The organism is Granulicella sp. WH15 (assembly GCF_009914315.1).
Taxonomy (GTDB): domain Bacteria; phylum Acidobacteriota; class Terriglobia; order Terriglobales; family Acidobacteriaceae; genus Edaphobacter.
In genome coordinates this window covers 3354445-3375182 of record NZ_CP042596.1, presented here as the reverse complement: position 1 = coordinate 3375182, position 20738 = coordinate 3354445, and the positions used below count along the sequence as shown (strand labels likewise).

Genomic DNA, 20738 nt, shown 5'->3' with positions numbered 1-20738 from the left:
GAGATTGGAAGGCGAGAGATGAAGAAGTCATTGGGTTGTATCGCGGTTTCGGTTGTGGCGCTGGCTCTACAGGCGGGCACGGCGATGGCACAGGCAGCACCGGCGGGGCCGCAGGTCTGGCGCAACATCGGGCCGGATCGCGGAGGCCGCTCGCTCACCTCGGCGGGCAGCTCGCTGCGTCCGAACGAGTACTACTTCGGCGCGGTTGGCGGCGGGCTTTGGAAGACGGTGGATGGTGGAGCGACGTGGAAGCCCATTACCGATCAGAAGATTCATAGCTCTTCGGTGGGCGCGATGGCGATTGCGCAGTCGAACCCAGATATCGTTTACGTCGGCATGGGAGAGTCGGAGCTGCGCGGCAACGTGATGCAGGGCGACGGCGTGTACAAGACGACCGACGGCGGCAAGACGTGGGCCAACGTGGGCCTCAACGACACGCAGGCCATCTCGCGCATTCGTGTGGATGCCCATAACCCGGACCTCGTTTATGCCGCGGTGCTTGGACATCCTTACGGCCCCAGTGCGGAGCGTGGTGTCTTTCGCTCGACCGACGGCGGCAAGAGCTGGAAGAAGATTCTGTATGAGAACGACCACGCAGGTGCCGAGGATCTTGCGATTGATCCACGCAACCCCAAGGTGATGTTTGCCACCATCTGGGATGTGCAGCGCACACCCTGGTCGCTATCGAGCGGCGGCCCGGCCAGCAAGCTGTACAAGTCGGTCGATGGCGGCGATACGTGGAAGGACATTACGCGCAACCCCGGCTTGCCTGAGGGTACTGACGGCAAGATCGGTATTGCCATCTCGGCTGACTCTAACACCATCTACACGCTGGTCGAGAACGAGAATGGCGGCCTCTATCGCTCGGACAATGCGGGTGATACGTGGACCAAGGTGAGCGAGGATCGCAACATTCGGCAGCGCGCTTTTTACTACACGCGCCTGACCGCAGACCCTAAGGACAAGAACACGCTCTACTTTACGAACGTGAACTTCTACCGCTCGTTCGATGGCGGTAAGACCATTCACCGGTTGCAGCAGCCGCACGGCGATAACCACGATCTTTGGATTGATCCGCAGAACCCGAACCGCATGATCGAGTCCAACGACGGCGGCGGCACGGTCTCGGTGGATCACGCCGAGACGTGGACGCCTGAGACCTATCCCACGGCGCAGCTCTACCATGTGGCCACCACCACCGATATTCCTTACCAGGTGTGCGGCGCGCAGCAGGACAACACGACCATCTGCGTGGCCAGCAAGGGCGGCTCGAACTTCCACAACCCGGTGGAGAAGCAGGGGCTGTGGATGTATCCGGTGGGCGGCGGCGAGAGCGGCTACATCGCTCCCGATCCGAAGAACCCGAACATCTTCTTCGCGGGCAGCCAGGGCGCGATGCTGACCAAGTACGATCGCCGCGATGGCCAGAGCCAGGATATTCAGCCTTATCCGTTTTTCTTCTCCGGCCAGTCGGCTGCGAGTCTGAAGGAGCGTTGGCAGTGGACCTTCCCCATCGTCTTCGATCCTCTCGATCCGAACACGATGTATGCGTCTTCGCAGCACCTCTTCAAGACCACCAACGCGGGCAAGAGCTGGACGATTATCAGCCCGGACCTGACGCTGGCCGATCCCAAGACGCTGGGGGATTCGGGCGGTCCTATCACCAAGGACCAGAACGGGCCGGAGATCTATGCGACCATCTTCAGCATCGCGCCTTCGCGGCTGGAGAAGGGAACCATCTGGACTGGCTCGGATGATGGGCTCGCCTTCATCACCAAGGATGGCGGTGCGAACTGGGCGAAGATCACTCCCGAGGGGCTGCCGCACTACAGCCGCATCGGCATGATCGATGCTTCGTGGCACAAGCCGGGCACGGCTTATCTGGCCGCGAACCGTTATCAGATGGACGACTTCGCGCCTTACATCTACAAGACCAGCGACTACGGGCAGCACTGGACGAAGATCACCGACGGTATTCCTGCCAATGATTTTGTCCGCGTCATTCGGGAGGATCGTGTGCGTCCGGGCTTGCTGTATGCGGGTACGGAGCACTCCATCTATGTCTCGTATGATGACGGTGCGCACTGGAAGTCGCTTGCCTATAACCTTCCCGATACGCAGATCGCCGATATCGTCGTGGAGAAGTATGACCTCGTCATCGCCACGCATGGTCGCTCGTTCTACATCCTCGATGACATCGACTGGCTGCGCCAGACGACTCCTGAGACGTTGAACGCGAAGGTGCATCTCTTCCAGCCGCATCCGGCGACGCGCAACCTGGGCGATGCCGCTATCGACTACTTCCTGGCCAAGCCGGTCGATGAGGTGAAGGTCGAGGTGCTCGATAGCTCGAACAAGGTGATTGGTACGTTTGTCAGCCTTGCTCCGGGTAAGAAGGCCGCTGAGGATGAGGATGATGGCGAGGGTCGCCGTCCTTCGCAGAAGCCGCCGACCAACAAGGAAGGCATGAACCGCTTCCAGTGGAACCTGCGCTATCCGGCTGCCTATGGCTTTCCCGGCATGGTGGTGTGGGGTGCGGCTCCGAAGAACGGACCGATGGCGGTGCCGGGTATGTACCATGTGAAGCTGACTGCAGGCGGTGTGACGCAGACGCGTGATCTCGAGGTACTTAAGGATCCGCGTGTCGATGCTACGCAGGAAGACTTGCAGAGGCAGTTCGACCTGGCCTGGAAGATCCGCAACGAGTTCGAGCAGGCGAACCTGATCGTCGGCAAGATTCGCGGGATTCGCAAGCAGGTGAACGAGCGGCTGAAGGAGAGTCCTGACGCCGCGCTGAAGAGTCAGGCTGAGGAACTGCTGGCCAAGCAGAAGACGATCGAGGAGATTGTCTACCAGACCAAGAACCGCAGCAATCAGGACCCGCTCAACTTCCAGATTCGCCTGAACAACTACATCGCCACGCTGGATAAGAGCGTGATGATGGGCGATGCGGCTCCCACGGCGCAGGCGTACGAGGTGGATAAGGAGCTGAACGGACGTCTCGATGAGCAGCAGAGGGCCTTCGATCAGACCGTCAGCGTGGAGCTCGGCAAGCTGAACGAGACACTGAAGGCGAAGAAGCTGAAGCCGGTGGAAGTCTCGGCTGAAATGTAACTAAAACAATAACTAGTTATAAGTAACTAAAATTGTTTCAATTGGGTCGGCCATCTACTCTCGGGTAGATGGCCGATTTGTTTGTGTTCAGATGTGATCGACTCGCCGTCTCAAGGCCAATGCTGCCAGTCCCAGCACGAGATAGATCAATGCAGTGGCGGAGACGCATACGCTGAGGCTTACGTGGGTCGCTGCTGCCGCGATCAGGACTGGCGCGGTGCCACCGCCTAGCCAGCCCAGCGAGTTCATTACGCCAGCCGCGACGCCACGCCGATTTGTCGGAGTTACGTCGTAGAGCGATGCCCAGATGTTCGCGTCGTAGAGTCCCTTGGAGAGACCGAAGCCGAGGAAGGCTACGAGTAATACCTTGGTGGATGTGGTCCATCCGGCGAAGAAGAGGAAGGGCACGCCGAGCAGGAGGCCGAGGGCCTGTGTCTGGATGCGGCCGGAGCGGCTTTGTCGGGCTGCCCGGTCGGCCAGCATTCCGCCCAGCAGCACGCCGCACACGGATGCGGCCTGAATGTAGGCTGTGGCGCTGAAGCCTGCCATCGCGACCGTCATGTGGAACTTGCGGAAGAGGAACGTCGGCATCCATGTGAGGAAGACGACTGCCACGAAGTTCGCGCCGATGAAGATGGCGATGAGGGCCAGGGCATTGGGGTTAGTGAGTACATCGCGGATGCCGGTGAGGATGCTTTGCTTCTCGTGTGTGGCTAGTTTTTCTTCTGTGGCTCCCCGTGTAGGCTCACGTAACGATAGAAGTAGCATGATGTTCAGCAGTAGCCCTGCTGCGCCGAAGAACAGGAAGCTCGAACGCCAGCCGTGGTGTTCGGCCACGAGCGCCGAGAGTGTGCCGCCCGCGATGCTGCCCGCGTAGACGCTCGACTGGTGGATGGACATGGCGCGGGAGCGCGTGGTCTGGCCGTGGTAGTCGCCCAGCATGGACATGGCGGCGGGGAAGTAGAACGCCTCGCCCAGACCGCCCAGAGCGCGTAGCCAGACCAGCGAGCTGTATCCGGTCGAGAGCGCTGTGGCCGCTGTGGCCAGCGACCAGAAGGCCAGCGCGCCCAGGATAACAGTCTTGCGCGAGACGCGGTCGCTGATCCAGCCCGCTATCGGGCCGAAGCCCGCGTAGACCCACATGAAGGACGCAGCGACGACGCCTAGTTGTATGTCTGAGAGGCGGAACTCCGAGGCCAGCAGGGGGAAGACCGAGAAGATCGCCTGGCGGTCGGCGTAGTTGAAGAAGCAGACGCACCATAACATGCCGACGACGGCCCAGCGGTACTGCGGGCGGTCATCGAGCGTCGTCGGCATAAGGTCAGGTTAGAGCTGCACCGTTCCGCAGAGATGGACCTCGACCCCGAGCAGGCGGAGGGTTTCGGCCTTGAGAGCCAGGGCGCGGTCGGCCTCGGGGCCGTCGGTGGCGTAGGCGATGCTGACGTGGTTGGCGCGGTGCCGGGCCATGAAGGAGTCGCGCGAGATGCCGTGGAAGATGGCCGAGACCAACGGCCACTGTGGTGTGGTCTGGGACCAGCGGCGGTTGGTCTCGGACTCGGGCAGAAGCACGACCGAGCCGCGGCCGATATCGGCGTGGAGCTTGCCGTTCTCTTGAAAGACGCGGCTCCAGACGATCTGGCCGGGTCTGCCGACACCCTTGAGCGTGCCTCCGCCGAGCGGGAAGTACATGGGCGGTTGGCGCTCGCTGCTGGAGCCTGCGTAGCCTCCGACGAAGTGCGAGGCGGGTGCGGCTCCGGAGATTTGCAGGACCCAGACGAAGGCGTCGATCACCTCGTCCTTGTAGTGCTCGCCCCAGCGCAGGTCGTGCAGGGTGGTGGAGGGATCGAGGTCGAGGCGCATCCAGCAGCGGTTGGTGATGAGGGCGTCTACGGCGGCTCCTTCGTCCACCTCGTTGAAGTGGGGGAGGGCCGCGTTGGGGTAGAGTTCGTTGCCGGACTCGTCGAAGACGGGTGGGCGGTCGGGGTTGTTCAGGAGGCCCTCTACGAGGTCGGAGGCCGGGGCCATGTCCTTGAGGCCCTGCTGGTACTGGATGCCGATGGCATCGCAGCCGAACTCCTTCGCGATGCGCACGGCGGCGACGTACATGCGGCACTGGTCGAGGATCTGGGCGTCGGTCAGCTCGGTGGCCTCGTCGGTGCCGGTCTTGAAGGTGAGGCCGCGTGTGTCAAGCCAGGTGCGGATGGCTTGCGCGTCGGCGGTAGAGACAGTGCTCATGCGCGCTACCAGCGCGGACTGGCTGAGGCGCTCCTTGTAGATGCCCATGGGGTTCAGCAGCTCGTCGTCGAGGATGGCGTTGTACATGCCCATGCAGCCCTCATCGAAGACGCCGAGGATGGCGCTGCGGGTCTGAAGGGCGGTGGCGATCTCCTGGGCGATGGGGGCGATTGGCGCGGGGGCGGAGACGAAGGGGCGGACGTGGGTGAGGTCGTGATCGACGTGGCCGCTGGCCAGCCACTGGGCTAGGCCGTCGAGGAAGAAGCTATCGTCGAAGTCTTTGCTCCAGAGGGTGGAGAAGCGTACCCCGGCCTTGACCAGCGAGCCGTTCAGGTTGAGCAGGCCTACCAGGCCCGGCCACTGTCCGGACCAGTTGGCGATGGTGAGGATGGGGCCACGGTGGCGGCGCAGTCCGGCGAGGACGTGGTGGGTGTACTGCCAGGCGGCGGTGGCGAAGATGAGCGGCGCGCCAGTGGGGATCTCGGCGAAGATGTCCATGCCCATGCGCTGGCTGGAGATGAAGCCGTGCTGGGCGACGGGGGCGTAGGGGAAGGCGCGTTGGAGCGTGTAGCCGCGGGCGGAGATGCACTGTTGGAGCTGGGCTTCCAGCTCGGCTTGCGCGGGCCAGCAGTTGCGGTTTGCCGCCGGGCGAAGGTCGCCGCTGGTTACGAGGTAGATACAATTCGCCATCGGGATCAGCTCTCCTGTGTGTTGCTACTGCACCTGCAATTCGCTGCGATGCTCGGCGAACCAGGCGGTGAATTGGGCCGTCTGGAGCACGCGCTCGGGAGCGAGTGGGAACGGAAATGTGGCCGGGGCCAGGTTGCGGGCCTCGGCGATGATCTTCAGCCCCCAGGGCGTTGGGAAGGGATCGAGCTGGGCGATGAAGAGCTTGAGCGAGGCTACCAGATGCTCGAAGCTGGTGGCGAGTGGATCGATGCAGCCCATGCGGTAGAGCTGGGTCATCAGCTCGGGCAGGGCGCAGGCGACGCCGGAGATGACGCCGTCGGTGACGCGCTCGACGAGGGCTTGGGCGAGCGCGCCGTCGTTGCCGACGATGCGGGTGGCGGGGATGCCCTCGGAGGTGAGCAGGCGCAGGGTGTCGAGCGAGCCGCTGCTGTCCTTGATGCCGACGATGTTGTCCGTGTCTCGGATCAGCTCGAGCGAGGTGGCGGGGGCGAGCGGAGAGGTGAACTGCGGCAGGTTGTAGAGCAGGATCGGGGCCTGGACGCTGGCCGCGACCGTGCGGCTGAAGGACTTTACGTCGGCCTGGGAGTAGGGGAAGAAGTAGGGCATCGGGAGGAGCAGGCCGGTGGCTCCGGCGCGGGCGGCGAGGTTGCCCAGGCGGATGGCGGCGGCGGAACCGGCGGCTCCGACTCCGGCGACGAAGCGGATGGAGGGGTGGTCCTGGATGGTCTCGGCGACGATCTGCATGAGGCGGTCGAACTCGGGCTCGGTGACCAGGCAGAACTCGCCGGTGGCTCCGTTGATGGCGAATCCGTCGACGCCGCGGGAGATGAGGAAGTTGAGCCAGGAGCGGAACAGGGCTTCATTGATGCTGCCGTCTGCGTCGCGCGGGGTGAGGACGGCGGCGTAGGTGCCGTGAAGAAGCGGAGTCATGGCGTTCAAAGTAATACGTATGAGTACTGATTGTCGACAATCGATTGCGTTAATTTACGGACCCTGCAAAATGGGGGTTTTGTGGGGGCGAATCAGTCTTCGAGGCTGAGGGAGTTGGCCAGGTCGAGGTTGGCGAGGGAGGATTCGCGCTCCCAGTGGTCAAACTCCGCTAGGCGCTCCTGAGCACTGGCCTGGATGTGCTCGGCGAGCAGGCGGCGGGCGCGCTTGGCGTCCTGCTCGAGGACTGCTTCGAGGATCTCGCGATGGTGGCGGTAGATGCGCTCCAGCTCGTCGCGCCGGTGGCCGCTGCGCTGGATGCCGAAGATGAGGATCATCAGCCGGGTGTCGGCGATGACCTTGGAGATGCGGGTGTTGGCGGCCAGGCGCAGGAGCAGCGCGTGGAAGCCGAGGTCGGAGACGGTGAAGCGGCGCATCTGCGCGGCGTCCAGCTCCCACTGGCCGGAGGTTTTCAGCTCTTCGAGGAGCACCTGCGTCTCTTCGATGAGGCTTTCGAGACGCTCGCGGTCGGCGGCTTGCATGGGGTTCTGGGCGGCGCGGCCTACGGCGAAGACCTCGAGGGCCTCGCGCAGCTCGTATAGCTCGATGATGCTCTGGCGGGTGAGCCGGGTGACGACGATGCCGCCACCGGGGCTTAGCTCGAGCAGGCCCTCGGCGAGGAGCTGGCCTGCGGCCTCGCGGATGGGGGTGCGGCTCGAGCCCAGCTCGCGGGAGAGCGCCAGCTCGGAGATGAGGGTTCCGGCGCGTAGCTCGCCGGAGGCTATCTTCTTCTGGATGAGGAGGTAAGCCTTCATCCGGACGGAGTGCTTCTCGCCGGGGTGATGCGTCTTGGAGCGGCGTGGCATAGGTGCGAGTTTATACTTCCTCGTTGGCCAGCATAGTCTTTGTTTTAAATGAAAACCGCGTGTGACAAGCAAGAAAGCCTTGTCGCACGCGGTGGCTGCTGCTGGTTAGCGATGGGTTTAGAAGAGGACCTTGGCTGCGAACTGTGTCTGGCGTGCGGTGGAGGTGGTGTTGGAGAAGGCTCCGGCGCTGCTGGAGTCGATGGAGCTGGTGGGAGTGCCGAAGGACGGGTGATTGAGCGCGTTGAAGATCTCGGCGCGCAACTCGACGTGGATCTGATTATGGATAGGGATGTTGCGGTAGACACCGAAGTCCAGGTCTTCGTAGCCGCCGCCGGTCAGCATGTTGCGGCCCGAGTTGCCCAGGGCGTAGGTGCCAGCCGGAGTGATGGATGCACCGGTGAAGGCTGCGGTGTTGAACCAGTTCAGCGGCGTTTTATTCGCGGGGTAGAACGGCTGGTTGGGAACCAGGTTGGCGTAGCCGCCGGAGCCGGAGGTGAGGCCGACGTTGCCGGGGTCCTTGGTGGTGGTGACGGTGAAGGGCAGGCCGGAGTTGAAGGAGAGGATACCGTTGACCTGCCAGCCGGAGATGGCTGCGCGAGGCAGTGCGCCCAGGGTTGCGCCGATCGGCTTCTTGGTGCCGAAGGGCAGCTCGTAGGTGAAGCTGGCGACAGCTCGCTGACGGATGTCGTAGTCGGACGATGCCCATTGCGAGGCCAGATTGCGGAAGTTCTGAAGGGAGCCGCTGTAGGGGGCATCATCCAGAGAATGGGAATAGGTGTAAGAGGCGAGCAGCGTCATGCCGGCCGAGTAGCGGCGGGTGACCTGGGCCGAGAGGCTGTTATAGCTGGAGCCGCCGGTGGAGTCGACGTAGGTGATGGGACCCCACTGGCTGAAGGGACGGCGAGACTGTACCGTTCCAGCAGCCGGTGTGGGCTGGTTGACGTTGAAGCTCTCCTGCAGGTGTGAGCCGTGCGAGCCGAGGTAGCTGATCTCGAGCGCAAGGTCCTTCGACAGCTCGCGGTCGATGGCAAGGTTCCACTGCTGGACGTAGGCAGTGTGATAGTTCACGTTGATGCCGTTCGGTGAGTAGCTGCCTGCGCTGGCTCCTGCGGCAGGGAACGGTGCGGTCCATGTTGCGATCGGATTTGGTTTGGGATATGTGGTGCCGTTGGGGTTGGTGACGGTCTGGAGAGTGCGGAAGGGCAGACCGCGCCAGAGCTGAGAGATGCCGTTACCGGCGGTGACCTGGTTGTAGAAGAGCCCGTAACCGGCGCGGATGGTGGTCTTCGGTCCGAGCGGTTGGTAGGAGAGGCTGATGCGCGGAGCCACGTTGGTGTAGCGCGTGTTCCAGACCTTGCCGATGAGCGGGTTGCTGCCGACGCTGACGAGCTGGCCGGTGGTGGTGTTGAAGTTGAGCAGGCGGCCGTCGGCGACAGGCATACTGCCTGTGGTGGGGTCGTAGGAGGCGATGCGGTTGTTCTTTTCGCCCTCGGGAAAGTCCAGCTCGTAGCGGATGCCGTAGGTGAGGGTTAGCTTCTTGCTGACCTGGTACTGGTCGAGCACGAAGAAATCCGACGAGGTGGTGAAGCTGTGAACGCCGGGGTCGCCGGGATCGCGCGTGGTGGCCTGGAGATCTCCGAGCAGGAAGTCGGCGAGGGCCTGGCCGGTGTACTGGCCATTGAAGTTGAAGATGCCGCGGCCATCCTGGTAGTACTGCAAGTTATAGATGAAGTGCTTGTAGTCCGCGCCGAACTTGAAGGCGTGCTTACCCTTGACCCAGCTAAAGCTGTCGATGAGATTGTAGGTGTTGTCGCGGCGGCCCTGGGGGAGATTGGTGGCACCTCCGAGTGCGGCATAGCCGGAGATCGTTACGCGAGGCACGCCCATGTTGAGGCCGGTCTGATCACCCACGCCGTTGGCCCCGGTGGTGGGGATGCCGAGCTGGGCGAGGACGTTGCCGTACTTGGCATCCTCAAGGGCGCGGTTGGTACGGATGCGGTTGTAGCCGATGCGGAACTCATTCACCATGTTGGAGCCGACGATCTGCGTATCGTGAATCGCGATGGCCTGGTCAAGCTCCGGCGTGTTGCAGCCGAAGTTGGGAATCTGGGCCGTGCCGCAGAGGGAGTTAGAGGGCTCGAAGGCGTTCAGGTTCTGATACTGGTAGGCGGCGAAGATGGTGTTCTTGGCCCATAGGGTCTGGTCCACGCGGATCGAGAACTGATCCTGCCGCTGGGTGCGGATCTCGCTGAAGGAGTAGTTATTGCTAACGCCTCCGGCGGTGGGGGTGGGGAAGTACTGAAGCAGTTGGAGTGAGACGGGGTCGATGGTGGGAAGCGTGTTATTCGTGTAGGCCACACCGGTCTGGGGATTTTTGATCGGGGTGGAAAGCTCGGTGAAGATGCCTCGCCTCTCGAGGTTGGTGGGGACAGTTGCGGCCAGGTTGACCGGCTGGTTCAGGCGCAGACCTTCATAGGTGCCGAAGTAGAAGGTGTGGTCTTTGACGATGGGGCCGCCGATGGCCACGCCGTACTGGTTGCGGGTGAACGAAGGCACGCTGCCGGGGGCGAAGTATTGCTTGGCGTCGAGGAAGCTGTTGCGGTAGAACTCGTAGGCCGAGCCGTGGATGGCGTTGCCGCCCGAGCGCGTGGTGATGAGGATCTGGCCGCCGGAGAAGCGTCCGTACTCTGCCGTGTAGACGCCGGTGAGGAGCTTGAACTCCTGGATGCCTTCGACCGAGGGCGAGACGGTGGGCTGCATGGTAGCCTCGTCGGCGTTGTCGATACCGTCGAGCAGGTAGTTGTTGTTGACCTCGGGCTGGCCGGAGACGTTGAAGCCGCCGCGGAAGGCGAGAGACGAGCCGGGGATGGGCGGCAGGACGTTGGGCACGAGCTGCGCGAGCTGGAAGAACTGGCGGCCGTTCAGGGGCAGCTCGACGATCTTGCGCTGGTCGACGACATCGCCGAGCGTGGCGTCGGAGGACTGGACGAGCGAGGCGTCGGCTTCGACGGTGACGCTGTCGGAGGCTTCGCCGTTGAGCAGGCTGAAGTCGACGCGGGCCTGCTGGCCGGTCTGGAGCTGGATGCCCTGGCGGATGCTCTTACGGAAGCCGGGTGCGTCCACGGTGAGGGCGAAGCGGTCGGTCTCGAGCTCGGGCAGGGTGTACTCGCCCTGGGCGTTGCTCTTAATGGTGCGGGTCCAGCCTTTGGTCACGTCGGTGAGGACGATGGTCGCGCTGGGGATGGCCGAGCCGGTGCTGTCGGTGACGATACCGTGGATCTCTGCAAGTACGCCCTGGGCCAGGGAGAGGGCAGGGGAGCCTATGGTGACCGCGAGAATCGCAAGGGCGATTCGGGATGCGGGTCGGGATGAGTGCTTCATGGTTACTTGACCTCCGAGATATTCAAAAAACGCCTGATAGGTGCGGCTAAATCCTGCCCTGGGTGCAGGCTTGAAGATGCAGCAATGGGTGGAAGATCTGTCCGTGCACTGCTGCGGATCTTCCACCCACTGGTTTGTTGCAAGAGACTAGTTACCGCTGCCCTTGGATGAGGGCAGAGTGGTGGGTTGAGAGCTGGAGTACAGCATGGCGTTGAGGAGGAACTTGTAGGTCGCCTCGCTCAGGCCGCGGTACATGGGGATGAAGCCGAAGGCGATGACGCGGCCCTTGCCTGTGGGGACTTCGGCGATGGCCGAGGTTCCGTCGAGGTACTTGCCGCCCAGTATCCATCCGCTGAGCAGGGGCTTGTCGCTGGCATAGTGGGCCACCGATTTGGCATCGCCTGAGACCTTGAAGGTGGGACCGGTCTCGAAGAAGATCGGCACGGTGGGGGTGGAGCCGAAGGCGATGGGGTTCGTGGTGTCCACGGTGACCTCAAGCTGAGAACCGGGGCAGTAGAACTCCTTCGGCGGTACGCCTTCGAGCGCGTTGGTGAAGGTCGGGTTATCCTTGCGGGCGTAGACCCCGGCCGCCTTATTGTTGGTGATGATGGTTCCACCGTTCTCGACGAATGCCTTCAGAGCCGCAGCTCCGTCGGGGCCGAGGCCGCCGAGGTACTCGGAGGGAAGCGGGGGATAGGTGAGGCGGTCCGGACCGCCGCGTCCACCACCGGCCCGGCCCGTCAGGATGGCTCCGGGAGGGTTGTCCGGCAGGATGATCGCGTCGAACTGGGCGTTCAGGTTGCCCTTCTTGATATCGGCGTTGACGATGGTCTTGTAGGGAACGCCGTTGCTGTCGAAGATGAAGCGGGTCCAGCCCTCATCGAGCGCTGCAACCCAGCTCTTGTAGAGGCCGACGCGCGGAGCCTTCACTTCGAGTGCGGTTCCGGTGACGGCTCCCTTGGCGGGCTTGAAGGTGACTGCGAACTTCTTCGCGGCTGCTTCAAGCTTGGCCGAGACGCCGGGCTGGTTGGGGATGAAGATGGTGCCGGGAGTGTAGCCGGTGCCGGTGAGGCGGTAGGCCTTGACGCCTTCGCCGGTCAGCGCGAAGAGGGCGTAGAGGCTGCTGTTGCTGGTGTTCTCGAGCAGGTAGCCGCTCTTGGCAGCACCTGACTCTACGTGGCCAACGATGGGGGCGATGGTGTCGAGCTGCTTGGCCGGAGCGGTGAACTTCTCCTCGACTGCGGCGACTTCAACGCCGTAGAAGAGGGGTACGGTGGTTCCGGTCACGTCATACGGACGCTGCGGCGGCCCGCCGGGGTACTCGCGGATATCAGGGTACTTCTGGCGCTCGAGGACGGTCTTGGCAAAGTTGCGGTAGGGCTGGCTGAGCGAGACGATGTAGCTGCCTGCCGGGTAGCTCTTGCCGCCTGCCTCGAAGGACGAGGTGGCCTGCTGGACTTCGACGCCTGCATCGTGCAGGGTCTTGGCCAGCTTGACGGCCATTGCCGGGTCGGTCTGCTCGGACGAGATGACGTAGGCGTAGGGACCGGCGGCGGGGTGAACCGCGTTGTCGCTCACCTTGTAGAAGTCCTTGAGGAAGGATTCGCGGTCGATCGCCGCGCTCTTGGTCAGAGACTCGAGGGCGTCCATCTGGTAGGCGACGATGTCGCCGAGGCGCCAGGTGCCGCCCTTCCACGGGTCGGGGTAGTTCCAGGCCGCGACCTTGGCGTCGTAGCCGATGCCGGTGCCGAGCTTCTCGAAAGGAACCTCGATGGGCGTGGCCAGGTTGGCGCTGGCCGACTCGGTGAGAATGCGTAGGCCGTTGTGCAGGGAGATGTAATCACGCAGCGGCGACCAGAAGTCGTAGACGCCGTGGGTGAGGACGCCGGTCTTGCCGGTGGCGGCGACGTCGTGCGCGGTGCGCATACCCAGCGCGTTCATGGAATAGACCAGGAGCGGATCGACGTTCGGGTCGATGGGGTCGACCCAGGGAGGCAGAAAGAGACGCGGCGCGTCGGCGCCCTGCTGGTGGAGGTCGTAGAGGATCTCCGGGTGCCACTCGTTGATGACCCGGGCGGTGTGCATGGTCTCGTTCTGGGTCAGGCCGACCCAGTCGCGGTTGTCGTCGTGGCCGACGTACTTGGCGTAGAGGACGGGCGGGTTCGAGCCTTCAGACGGGGTGCCCAGGGTCTTCTTGTACCAATCCACGACGAGCTGTTCGCCGTCGGGGTTCTGCGAGGGCACCAGCAGCAGGATGACGTTCTTGAGGGTCGTCAGGACGTCGGGATCGTTGGAGCTGGCCATGCGATAGGCGAACTCGGCGGCGGTCTGCGAGCTGGCGATCTCGGTGGAGTGGATGTTGAAGGTGATAATCATCACCGTCTTACCCTTGGCGATGAGGGACTTGGCCTCTTCGGGCGAGGTCGTGCGCGGGTCCGAGAGCTTGGTGTTGATCTCCTTGTACTCGGCCAGGTGAGCGAGATTTTCCGGCGCGGAGACGGTGAGCAGGACGAAGGGACGGCCCTCCATGGTCTTGCCGATCTCCTGGTAGCGCAGACGGTCCGACTGCTTGGCGAGCGTCTGGTAGTAGGAGGTAAGGTCCTTCCAATCGGCGAGTTTGCGATCCGTGCCTGGCTTGAAGCCAAACGCCTGTTCCGGGGAGGTGATCTGCGCCGAGAGCATCGGTGCAGATAGTACGGCTAGGAGTGAGAGTCGAACGAACAGGGGGGCGGGGCTTCTCATGAAAGACTCAACCTTTCTGTGTAAAAAAGAGACAAGGGTGCGGCACGTATCTGCGTAGCGAAAGCGGCTGCTGAGGCTGCGGAAGCAAGTGCGGAGTGCTGGTTGCCAACTAGTTGTGTGCGAGTGCGCTCAAGATATCACGTATCACGCACAGGGCGATTAGTTTTTTCAGAACTTAACTGATTTGCCGAGAATTGATTCGCGCATCGGGCCCACAAGGCTGCAGCAGTGACGTCCCTACCGGACGCAAGCTACTACGATTCACAAGACAGACCAAGATATTCAGGGGTTTGGTGCGCGATTCTGCTCGACTAATCAGCGACAACAACAACAGGTAGTTTCGCGATAGGAGCAGAACGGCATAGGCACAGCTTATCGGAAAACATCGCTCCAACACAAATGGCTCCGACGCTAGGGCGGCGCGGAGTCGTGGCGGGTGCTCCTCAACTAACGAGTTAGGAGCACCCTATCGTGTTCAAAATAAAGCTATGCGGTCGTCTGCTGCTGCTGAAGCAAGCCGAACGATTCGGCGAGCGTGTCCGTATATTTATTCCCCGATCCAGTGTTGAAGAGGACCACGTGGTCACTCGGTTGCAGGAAGCCCGTGCGAATCAGGTGGTCGTAGCCGGCGGTTGCGGCTGCTCCCTCGGGCGACATCAGGATGCCTTCATGCTGCGCCCAGTCTTTGAGCGAGGTGAAGATCTGCTCGTCGGTGAGCGCGAGGGCGACGCCGCCCGACTCACGCACGATGTCGAGGATGATGCGGTCGCCGTATGGCTTGGGCACGCGCAGGCCGGAGGCGAAGGTGGCCGCGTTCTCGAAGAACGAGCTGACCTCGTCGCCCTGATCGAAGGCACGAGCGACGGGCGCGCAGCCCGCGGCTTGCACGGCGATCATCTTGGGCCTCTTGCCCGAGACCCAGCCGAGCTTCTCCATCTCGTCGAACGCCTTCCACATGCCGATCATGCCGACGCCACCGCCGGTGGGGTAGAAGACCGCGTCGGGGTACTTCCAGCCGTTCTGCTCGACCAGCTCGTAGCCCATGGTCTTCTTGCCCTCGACGCGGAAGGGCTCCTTGAGGGTGGAGATGTCGAACCAACCCTCGGCCTGCTTGCGCTCGCTGACGATGCGGGCGCAGTCGGAGATGAGGCCGTCGACGAGGGTGACCTTGGCTCCGTAGGCCGCGCCTTCGACCTGGTTGGCCATGGGGACGTCCTTGGGCATGAAGATGTGGCACTCGATGCCGGCGGCGGCGGCGTAGGCGGCCAGGGCTCCACCGGCGTTACCGGCCGAGGGCACGGCGAGCTTGCGCAGGCCGTAGTGGCCGGCCATGGTGACGGCCATCGCGAGGCCGCGGGCTTTGAAGGTGCCGGTGGGGTTGGCTCCCTCTTCTTTCAGGATGACCTGTGGGTAGCGGACGCTCTTGAGCGCCGGGGTCCAGCCCTCGCCGAGCGTAACCGGGGCGATCGAGGGCAGGACGGCTCCGTAGCGCCACATGCCGGTCCAGGTGCGGCCAGCGGGCATGAACTCGGGGTTGGCAACTACGCTGCGGGGATCGGTTCCGACGAGATGGCTGAGGTCGTAGCGGACGTAGAGCGTAGCAGTGCAGGCGGGGCAGACCGTCTGCGGTATCTCGGCAGAGACGGTGATGCCGCAGAGAGAACATTCGAGGTGGGAGATGACGGGCATGGCATTGGTATATCAGATATCAGTAATGATTTGCGAGCCTTTGCGAGCTCCGGAGAGAGGCCTTCGAGGGTGAGTCGCAGTTCGGGTCGGCACGTGTTTAGTAGAGTGGTTGCAGCAAATAGTTGGAGCGCGCTCCAACTAATCCGCTAGAATTGCGGCGGCGATGAAGAAACTTACGCACCCCCCCAACCTGACGGAGATGACCTACCGGAGCATCAAGCAGAGCATTCTGACCGGGGTGGTGAACCGGTCGTTTCGCTTGACGGAGGAGTACCTGGCGACGCAGTTGGGCATCAGCAAGTCTCCCGTGCGCGAGGCGCTGAACCGGCTGGAGGCGGAGGGGCTTGTGCGCATTGAGCCGCGCCGCGGAGCCTCTGTGCGGGAGTTTTCCGCCAAGGAGATTCGGGATCTGTACGACCTGCGTGTGGTGCTGGAGGTCCACTCGATTCAGATGGCGGCCCTGACTCCGGAGCTGCTGGCCGAACTGGCTGCCAGCATCGCGAGGACCACGCAGATACTGGCCGAGGGCGACCGGGTGAAGCACATCGAGGAGGATCTGCGCTTTCATCGGATGATCGCCGAGGCGACCGATAACGAGGAGCTGTGCCGACTCTTTGAGAACGTGCAACAGAAAACGCTGCTGTGCCGGTATGCGTCCTATGAGTTGTCGGCGACGACCTCGCCCTTGGCGCATAAGCGTATTTACCGCGCTCTGAAGCAGGACGACCGCCCGGGCGCGCAGGAGGCGATGAAGGAGCATATCGAATATGTGCGCGACCGGCTGCTGAAGAATCGCGAGGCGGATGGTGCATTGCAGGTGGCAGGCGACTAGAGGCTGTTTCCGCGAAGCATCCAGTACAGCTTGAAGTGCTGCCCGCCCGGCGTTAGGGCGCTTTTGTCGCGGCTTTTTAAAAAGATCAAAGCAGTGTCCTGACGGACATTCCCAAGCGCCATACTCTTCGTCTCTGTGCCCTCGCTACTGTTTCCTTGCTGCTGTTCGGGCGAGTGTGGAACTAGCGACCGAACCTGGTTTTGCATCGTCACGAGCGGTTTCTGGTTCTGCCGTTGATGCCCGGCTCGCAGAATAACGCCAAAGGATGGCTAATGATTACCTGAAATTCCAAGCTGCATGTGACGTGCTGCAGCTAACGTAATATCTCCCAGACAGGAAAGACCGTCACGTGATTCGAGACGGCCTTTCCTGTTCGGTTTCTACCTCAGTACGTTGATGGCGGCAATGCCCAGGCCAAACTGGCCAACAATCGTTGCGACGTCAACCAGATTTCTCAGCAGAGGACGCTTGTCTACCTGCTCTGGCACAACCACTGCATCTCCGGGATGAAGGTGCTGCGCCTCGAAGGTGCTCGCAAAGAGCGCTGTCGACGAGAACTGGCGACTCACGATGCTACCGTTCGCGTGGAAGATGTAGCTGCGTCTGGTATCCGCAGTACGAGTGCCTCCACCAGCCTGGCGAATGTAGTCCTGTGCGCGTTTGTGAGGATCGTACAGGAATGAACTCTGGGTGTAGACCGCACCGTACACATCTACACTGAGCGGCCGTTGCGGAATGACAAACGTATCTCCATCTTCGAGGGGTAAGTCGGGAATATCGTTTAGAGTGGAGCTGTCGGGCGTCATGTTCAGGACAATTCTTCCATTGGCGCTCAGTTGGCGCAGGCGTCCGGCAACAGTGCGTGAGTTCTGCAGCGCAGCGATATCGGCCAGCTGATCCTGAGGGTTCATCGTGGTATTGGCGCTGTTGGCCTCGACGAGCTTGATGCGGCGGTCGAGATCGTCAGCGTATTCCAGCAGGCGCCGCTGCTGAACGACCTTGGTGGACTCGCGAGTGAACTGCGAGCCGTAGAGGTAGGCCTCTTTGGTTATACCTCCGGCGCGTGCCACGAGCTGCCGCAGCGTCTCGCCGGGAGTCACACTATAGATGCCGGAGGCGACAAATTCCCCCTGCAGTCGGACAAACTTGGTCTGTTGCGACTGAGGCACGCGGATATCCGCTTTGGAGAAGACCGTAATGACATCGCCTGGTTCGAGCTCCAGGTTCTGTGTCTGATCGCCGTCGATCACGGCGCGCCCCAGGTTGAACGGTAGCAGCTGGGTAGTGAGGTCTTTCTTGTTCAGGCGCTGGATGACGGCGTAGGCCCAATCGATCTCGGGTGCGGGCAGCACGACGGAGTTTTTTATGGGAAAGCGCTGGGCCGTGGCGGTAACCGCTGAGCTGATGGAGGTTCCGGAGGAACTGCTTGCGGAGTTGTCCTGGGAGGCCAGAACGCTGCTTGAGGTCGCGTTGCCATTGCGCGAGGTTCGAGTCCCATTGGTGCCACTAGTATTTGCGGCAGCGCTATCGGCTGTACTGTCGGCTGAGGTGGAGCTATCGGGATTGGAATCATGCGATGCATCACGGGATGCATCGTGTGATGCTCCATGACCTTGAGCCGGGTTGGACAGGTTGTTCCCGTAGATATTGCCATCGCTGTCCCGGGCATTAGGTGCGGATAGGGACTGTGCAGATCGAGCGGGGCCGATGCCAACTCCATTGACCTGCGCGACGGGCTCATCGGGAGCATAGCGCCGCACATCCGGGTTGGACTCCAGGATCGGCAGTCCTAGCTGATTGCGCTGCTGCCAGTAGTCGCGCGTCAGCAGAGCTTCCTTGTCGGGGATTAGGTCGCGAACACGCATTCCCGGTACCCAGGTGAAGCGCCGCGGGTCCGCGACATTGCCGCGCAGCGTGACCACCTCCTTGAAACGATCGATGATGGGTGAGATCTCTAAAATATCGCCGTCGGACAATTCTGTCGCTAGGCCGCTCGTATCCAGGTTGATATCCATTACTGAGCGGGAGTCATCATGACGCCTGACTCGCTCGAGGCGTACTTCCTTGTGCCGTGCCAGTGTGGTGAGACCCCCTGCCAGCGCCAGCACCTCCTTGACGTTGCTCTCGGATTTCAGCTCATATAGCGCCGGATTATCGATGCTTCCAGCCAGGGCGACCATGGGGCCGACCGGCGGAATATAGACCACGTCGCCAGAGAGCAGGGGCACGTCCTTCGATTTGTCTCCTCGGAGGAGCAGATCGTAGAGGTCGAAGGTCGCGATGGTCTCTTTACCGCGCCGAACCTGGATATTGCGCATACTGCCCATAGGGCTCGGTCCCCCACTGGCGAAGAGGGCATTGACCAGCGAGCTAAGTGAGCTGACGGTATAGCTGCCAGGGCGCCTGGCCTCGCCGACGATAAAGATGTCGATGGAGCGCAGTTGCCCCATATTCACGTTCAGATCGAAGTTCTTGAAGTTGCGGCCCACCTGAGCGCGTAGGTAGTCGGTCAGCTTCGAGATAGGGATTCCGGATACCTGGATGGTGCCGACCCGCGGGATGTAGACAGCACCGGAACGGTCTACGGTGAAGTGTCCGTCAAGGATCACTTGTCCCCAGATACGAATGAGTAGTTCATCTCCGGGGCCGATTACGTAATCCGGCGTCACGGGGATTCGGTTTACCGGAGCAAAGGTGGTGGGAACATTCCGAAATAGGTTGGCACCGTAGATTGGCAGTACCTTACCGACGGATGCGGCGACCATTCGCTGAAATTCGCTCAATTCCACCGGAGGGACCGACTGGTTGCGGGTGGCAGCGCGATCCGTGCGCTGTGTGGTCTGCTCCTCGTCCTGCAGGCGGGTTTGATCGGCAGATTGCTGCTGGGGCGTCAAAACGGGGGAGCTGAGCAGAGGCTGGTTCTGATCCAGGACGGAGCTGCCATCAATCTGGTCGCTCCTCTGCTGCGCGGAGGTGGCTTGGCTGGAGGATTGGTCGGCGGACTGTTGCAGAGGTGAAAAAGGGCTGCCTTGTCCCTGAAAGCCAGTTGCAAGCGCGATGACCGGCGAGGAGAACAGGAGAATGATCCAAAGGAGTGCTGTACCCAATAAACGTTGTTTCATCAACATCATTCTCTTTCACTTCCCAAAATAAGCAACTTCAATTCGATGAAGCCTGCATTGCGGATTGATCCAGTGCCCCCTAGCCGCTAAGGGAAATTCCAAGACCATACGGCAGCAAACGATTGGGGGCAGAGGCCTGATCTTGGGAGCATGTCGATATTGCAACCCTTTGATAGACTGGAGCACTCCAAGCATAGCGGAAATCATGTGCTTTTTTATACGTTGTGGGCACGGCAGAATTAGGGAAGCAGGGGATCCGGACCGGAGTGGGATGCATCGAGATCTTGCAGGCTATGTCCTGCTCTCTATCTCGAGATGGCATCTCTGCGTGAAGATCTCCAAAGGGTATCTCAGTCCATCCATGGATAGCAATCCTTCCGTTGCCCCGGCTGGTTGCTCGGGCACGCTGTTCCCGTCGCTGCTAGTAGAATTTGGGGATTTCAAGGCGCGAAATAATCTTGCCCGAAGCTGCCGCGGAATGTCATTGCGAATGAAAGCCCGGATTGAGATTTAACCGGGGCCAGATGTGCTGCCTCCGGACATTCGAGTTTTGCTGCGAATAGCAGCATTTTGGGGCATCTTCTGGCTCCATTTTCACAGACAGGGAGTTCGTCCCCTGGTAGTCAGATAGTCAATCCTTTCGGGCATGATGTTCTGTCTGGTACCCTTCACTGCGGCTTATGATGGATCGTGATTTCTGGTATAGGCTGCCAACATCGAGGATCTCACGCGATCCGGCCACTCTCCAAAATGGGTCGAATAAGTCGGCTTGTTCCGGCTTTGGGAATAAGAAAAAGCAGGAGGGATATATGGGGCATCAGGGGTGCTGCAATAGTTCCGGTAGCATTCTGAATGTCTCAAGAGCTTGCTACAGACTTTGAGCTTTTGCGTATGTGATTATTTCCCTTGCATAAAGTTCTTGCCGGCTACGATATTTATCGGCTGCGGTGCAGAAGGGGATATGGAGTATCCATCATTTTCGCTTAAAAAGTACATCTTATGGTTCATGTACCTCGTAGGGAAATCGTGCAACTCTTTTTCCTGGATTCAGGTTTGCAGGAGGGCTCAGTACTGTTTATGCTCATGGATCTAACTTGGCGAGTAGTGTTTGATAGGCCCGCGTGGTAGGCTACCGAAGTC

At 61.5% G+C, this 20738-nt stretch carries 10 protein-coding genes; 2 read left to right on the top strand and 8 right to left on the bottom strand.

Going from position 1 to position 20738, the window contains the following annotated elements; all coding sequences use genetic code 11:
• The first annotated feature begins 18 nt into the window (after nucleotides 1–18).
• Nucleotides 19–3114, top strand: coding sequence for a hypothetical protein (locus tag FTO74_RS13985; protein ID WP_220399024.1), 3096 nt, complete (start codon nucleotides 19–21; stop codon nucleotides 3112–3114).
• Between the two features lie 87 nt (nucleotides 3115–3201).
• Here FTO74_RS13985 and FTO74_RS13980 read toward each other — a convergent pair whose 3' ends face one another.
• From FTO74_RS13980 to FTO74_RS13950, 7 genes are all read right to left on the bottom strand, one after another.
• Nucleotides 3202–4431 carry an MFS transporter gene (locus tag FTO74_RS13980; RefSeq protein WP_162538697.1) on the bottom strand — a complete coding sequence of 410 codons (1230 nt, stop codon included), beginning with the start codon at nucleotides 4429–4431 and terminating at the stop codon, nucleotides 3202–3204.
• Between the two features lie 9 nt (nucleotides 4432–4440).
• The gene (locus FTO74_RS13975; protein ID WP_162538696.1) at nucleotides 4441–6039 is read right to left on the bottom strand and encodes a fucose isomerase; all 1599 of its coding nucleotides are present in this window, start codon (nucleotides 6037–6039) and stop codon (nucleotides 4441–4443) included.
• 24 nt (nucleotides 6040–6063) lie between these two features.
• Nucleotides 6064–6969 carry a dihydrodipicolinate synthase family protein gene (locus tag FTO74_RS13970; protein WP_162538695.1) on the bottom strand — a complete coding sequence of 302 codons (906 nt, stop codon included), beginning with the start codon at nucleotides 6967–6969 and terminating at the stop codon, nucleotides 6064–6066.
• 92 nt (nucleotides 6970–7061) lie between these two features.
• Complete coding sequence (locus FTO74_RS13965) at nucleotides 7062–7832, bottom strand: GntR family transcriptional regulator (protein WP_255462278.1); 771 nt, start codon at nucleotides 7830–7832, stop codon at nucleotides 7062–7064.
• A gap of 117 nt (nucleotides 7833–7949) precedes the next feature.
• Nucleotides 7950–11213 (bottom strand): carboxypeptidase-like regulatory domain-containing protein, encoded by a 3264-nt coding sequence (locus FTO74_RS19920; protein ID WP_162538694.1) that lies wholly within the window; start codon nucleotides 11211–11213, stop codon nucleotides 7950–7952.
• A 147-nt stretch (nucleotides 11214–11360) separates the two neighbouring features.
• Nucleotides 11361–13895: a M14 metallopeptidase family protein gene (locus FTO74_RS13955; protein WP_162538693.1), complete on the bottom strand. Its 2535-nt coding sequence runs from the start codon at nucleotides 13893–13895 to the stop codon at nucleotides 11361–11363.
• A gap of 546 nt (nucleotides 13896–14441) precedes the next feature.
• Nucleotides 14442–15644: a threonine synthase gene (locus FTO74_RS13950; protein ID WP_162538692.1), complete on the bottom strand. Its 1203-nt coding sequence runs from the start codon at nucleotides 15642–15644 to the stop codon at nucleotides 14442–14444.
• Between the two features lie 163 nt (nucleotides 15645–15807).
• Between FTO74_RS13950 and FTO74_RS13945 the strand changes: the two genes are divergently transcribed.
• The gene (locus tag FTO74_RS13945; RefSeq protein WP_162538691.1) at nucleotides 15808–16476 is read left to right on the top strand and encodes a GntR family transcriptional regulator; all 669 of its coding nucleotides are present in this window, start codon (nucleotides 15808–15810) and stop codon (nucleotides 16474–16476) included.
• A gap of 380 nt (nucleotides 16477–16856) precedes the next feature.
• Here FTO74_RS13945 and FTO74_RS13940 read toward each other — a convergent pair whose 3' ends face one another.
• Nucleotides 16857–19598, bottom strand: coding sequence for an SLBB domain-containing protein (locus FTO74_RS13940; protein ID WP_162538690.1), 2742 nt, complete (start codon nucleotides 19596–19598; stop codon nucleotides 16857–16859).
• Between the last annotated feature and the right edge of the window lie 1140 nt (nucleotides 19599–20738).

Bases quoted from the DNA above. Each gene is read 5' to 3' on its own strand.
- FTO74_RS13955 (WP_162538693.1), bottom strand. From the start codon at position 13,895: ATGCTCTCGGCGCAGATCACCTCCCCGGAACAGGCGTTTGGCTTCAAG.
- FTO74_RS19920 (WP_162538694.1), bottom strand. From the start codon at position 11,213: ATGAAGCACTCATCCCGACCCGCATCCCGAATCGCCCTTGCGATTCTC.
- FTO74_RS13970 (WP_162538695.1), bottom strand. From the start codon at position 6,969: ATGACTCCGCTTCTTCACGGCACCTACGCCGCCGTCCTCACCCCGCGC.
- FTO74_RS13985 (WP_220399024.1), top strand. From the start codon at position 19: ATGAAGAAGTCATTGGGTTGTATCGCGGTTTCGGTTGTGGCGCTGGCT.
- FTO74_RS13940 (WP_162538690.1), bottom strand. From the start codon at position 19,598: ATGAAACAACGTTTATTGGGTACAGCACTCCTTTGGATCATTCTCCTG.
- FTO74_RS13975 (WP_162538696.1), bottom strand. From the start codon at position 6,039: ATGGCGAATTGTATCTACCTCGTAACCAGCGGCGACCTTCGCCCGGCG.
- FTO74_RS13950 (WP_162538692.1), bottom strand. From the start codon at position 15,644: ATGCCCGTCATCTCCCACCTCGAATGTTCTCTCTGCGGCATCACCGTC.
- FTO74_RS13945 (WP_162538691.1), top strand. From the start codon at position 15,808: ATGAAGAAACTTACGCACCCCCCCAACCTGACGGAGATGACCTACCGG.
- FTO74_RS13980 (WP_162538697.1), bottom strand. From the start codon at position 4,431: ATGCCGACGACGCTCGATGACCGCCCGCAGTACCGCTGGGCCGTCGTC.
- FTO74_RS13965 (WP_255462278.1), bottom strand. From the start codon at position 7,832: ATGCCACGCCGCTCCAAGACGCATCACCCCGGCGAGAAGCACTCCGTC.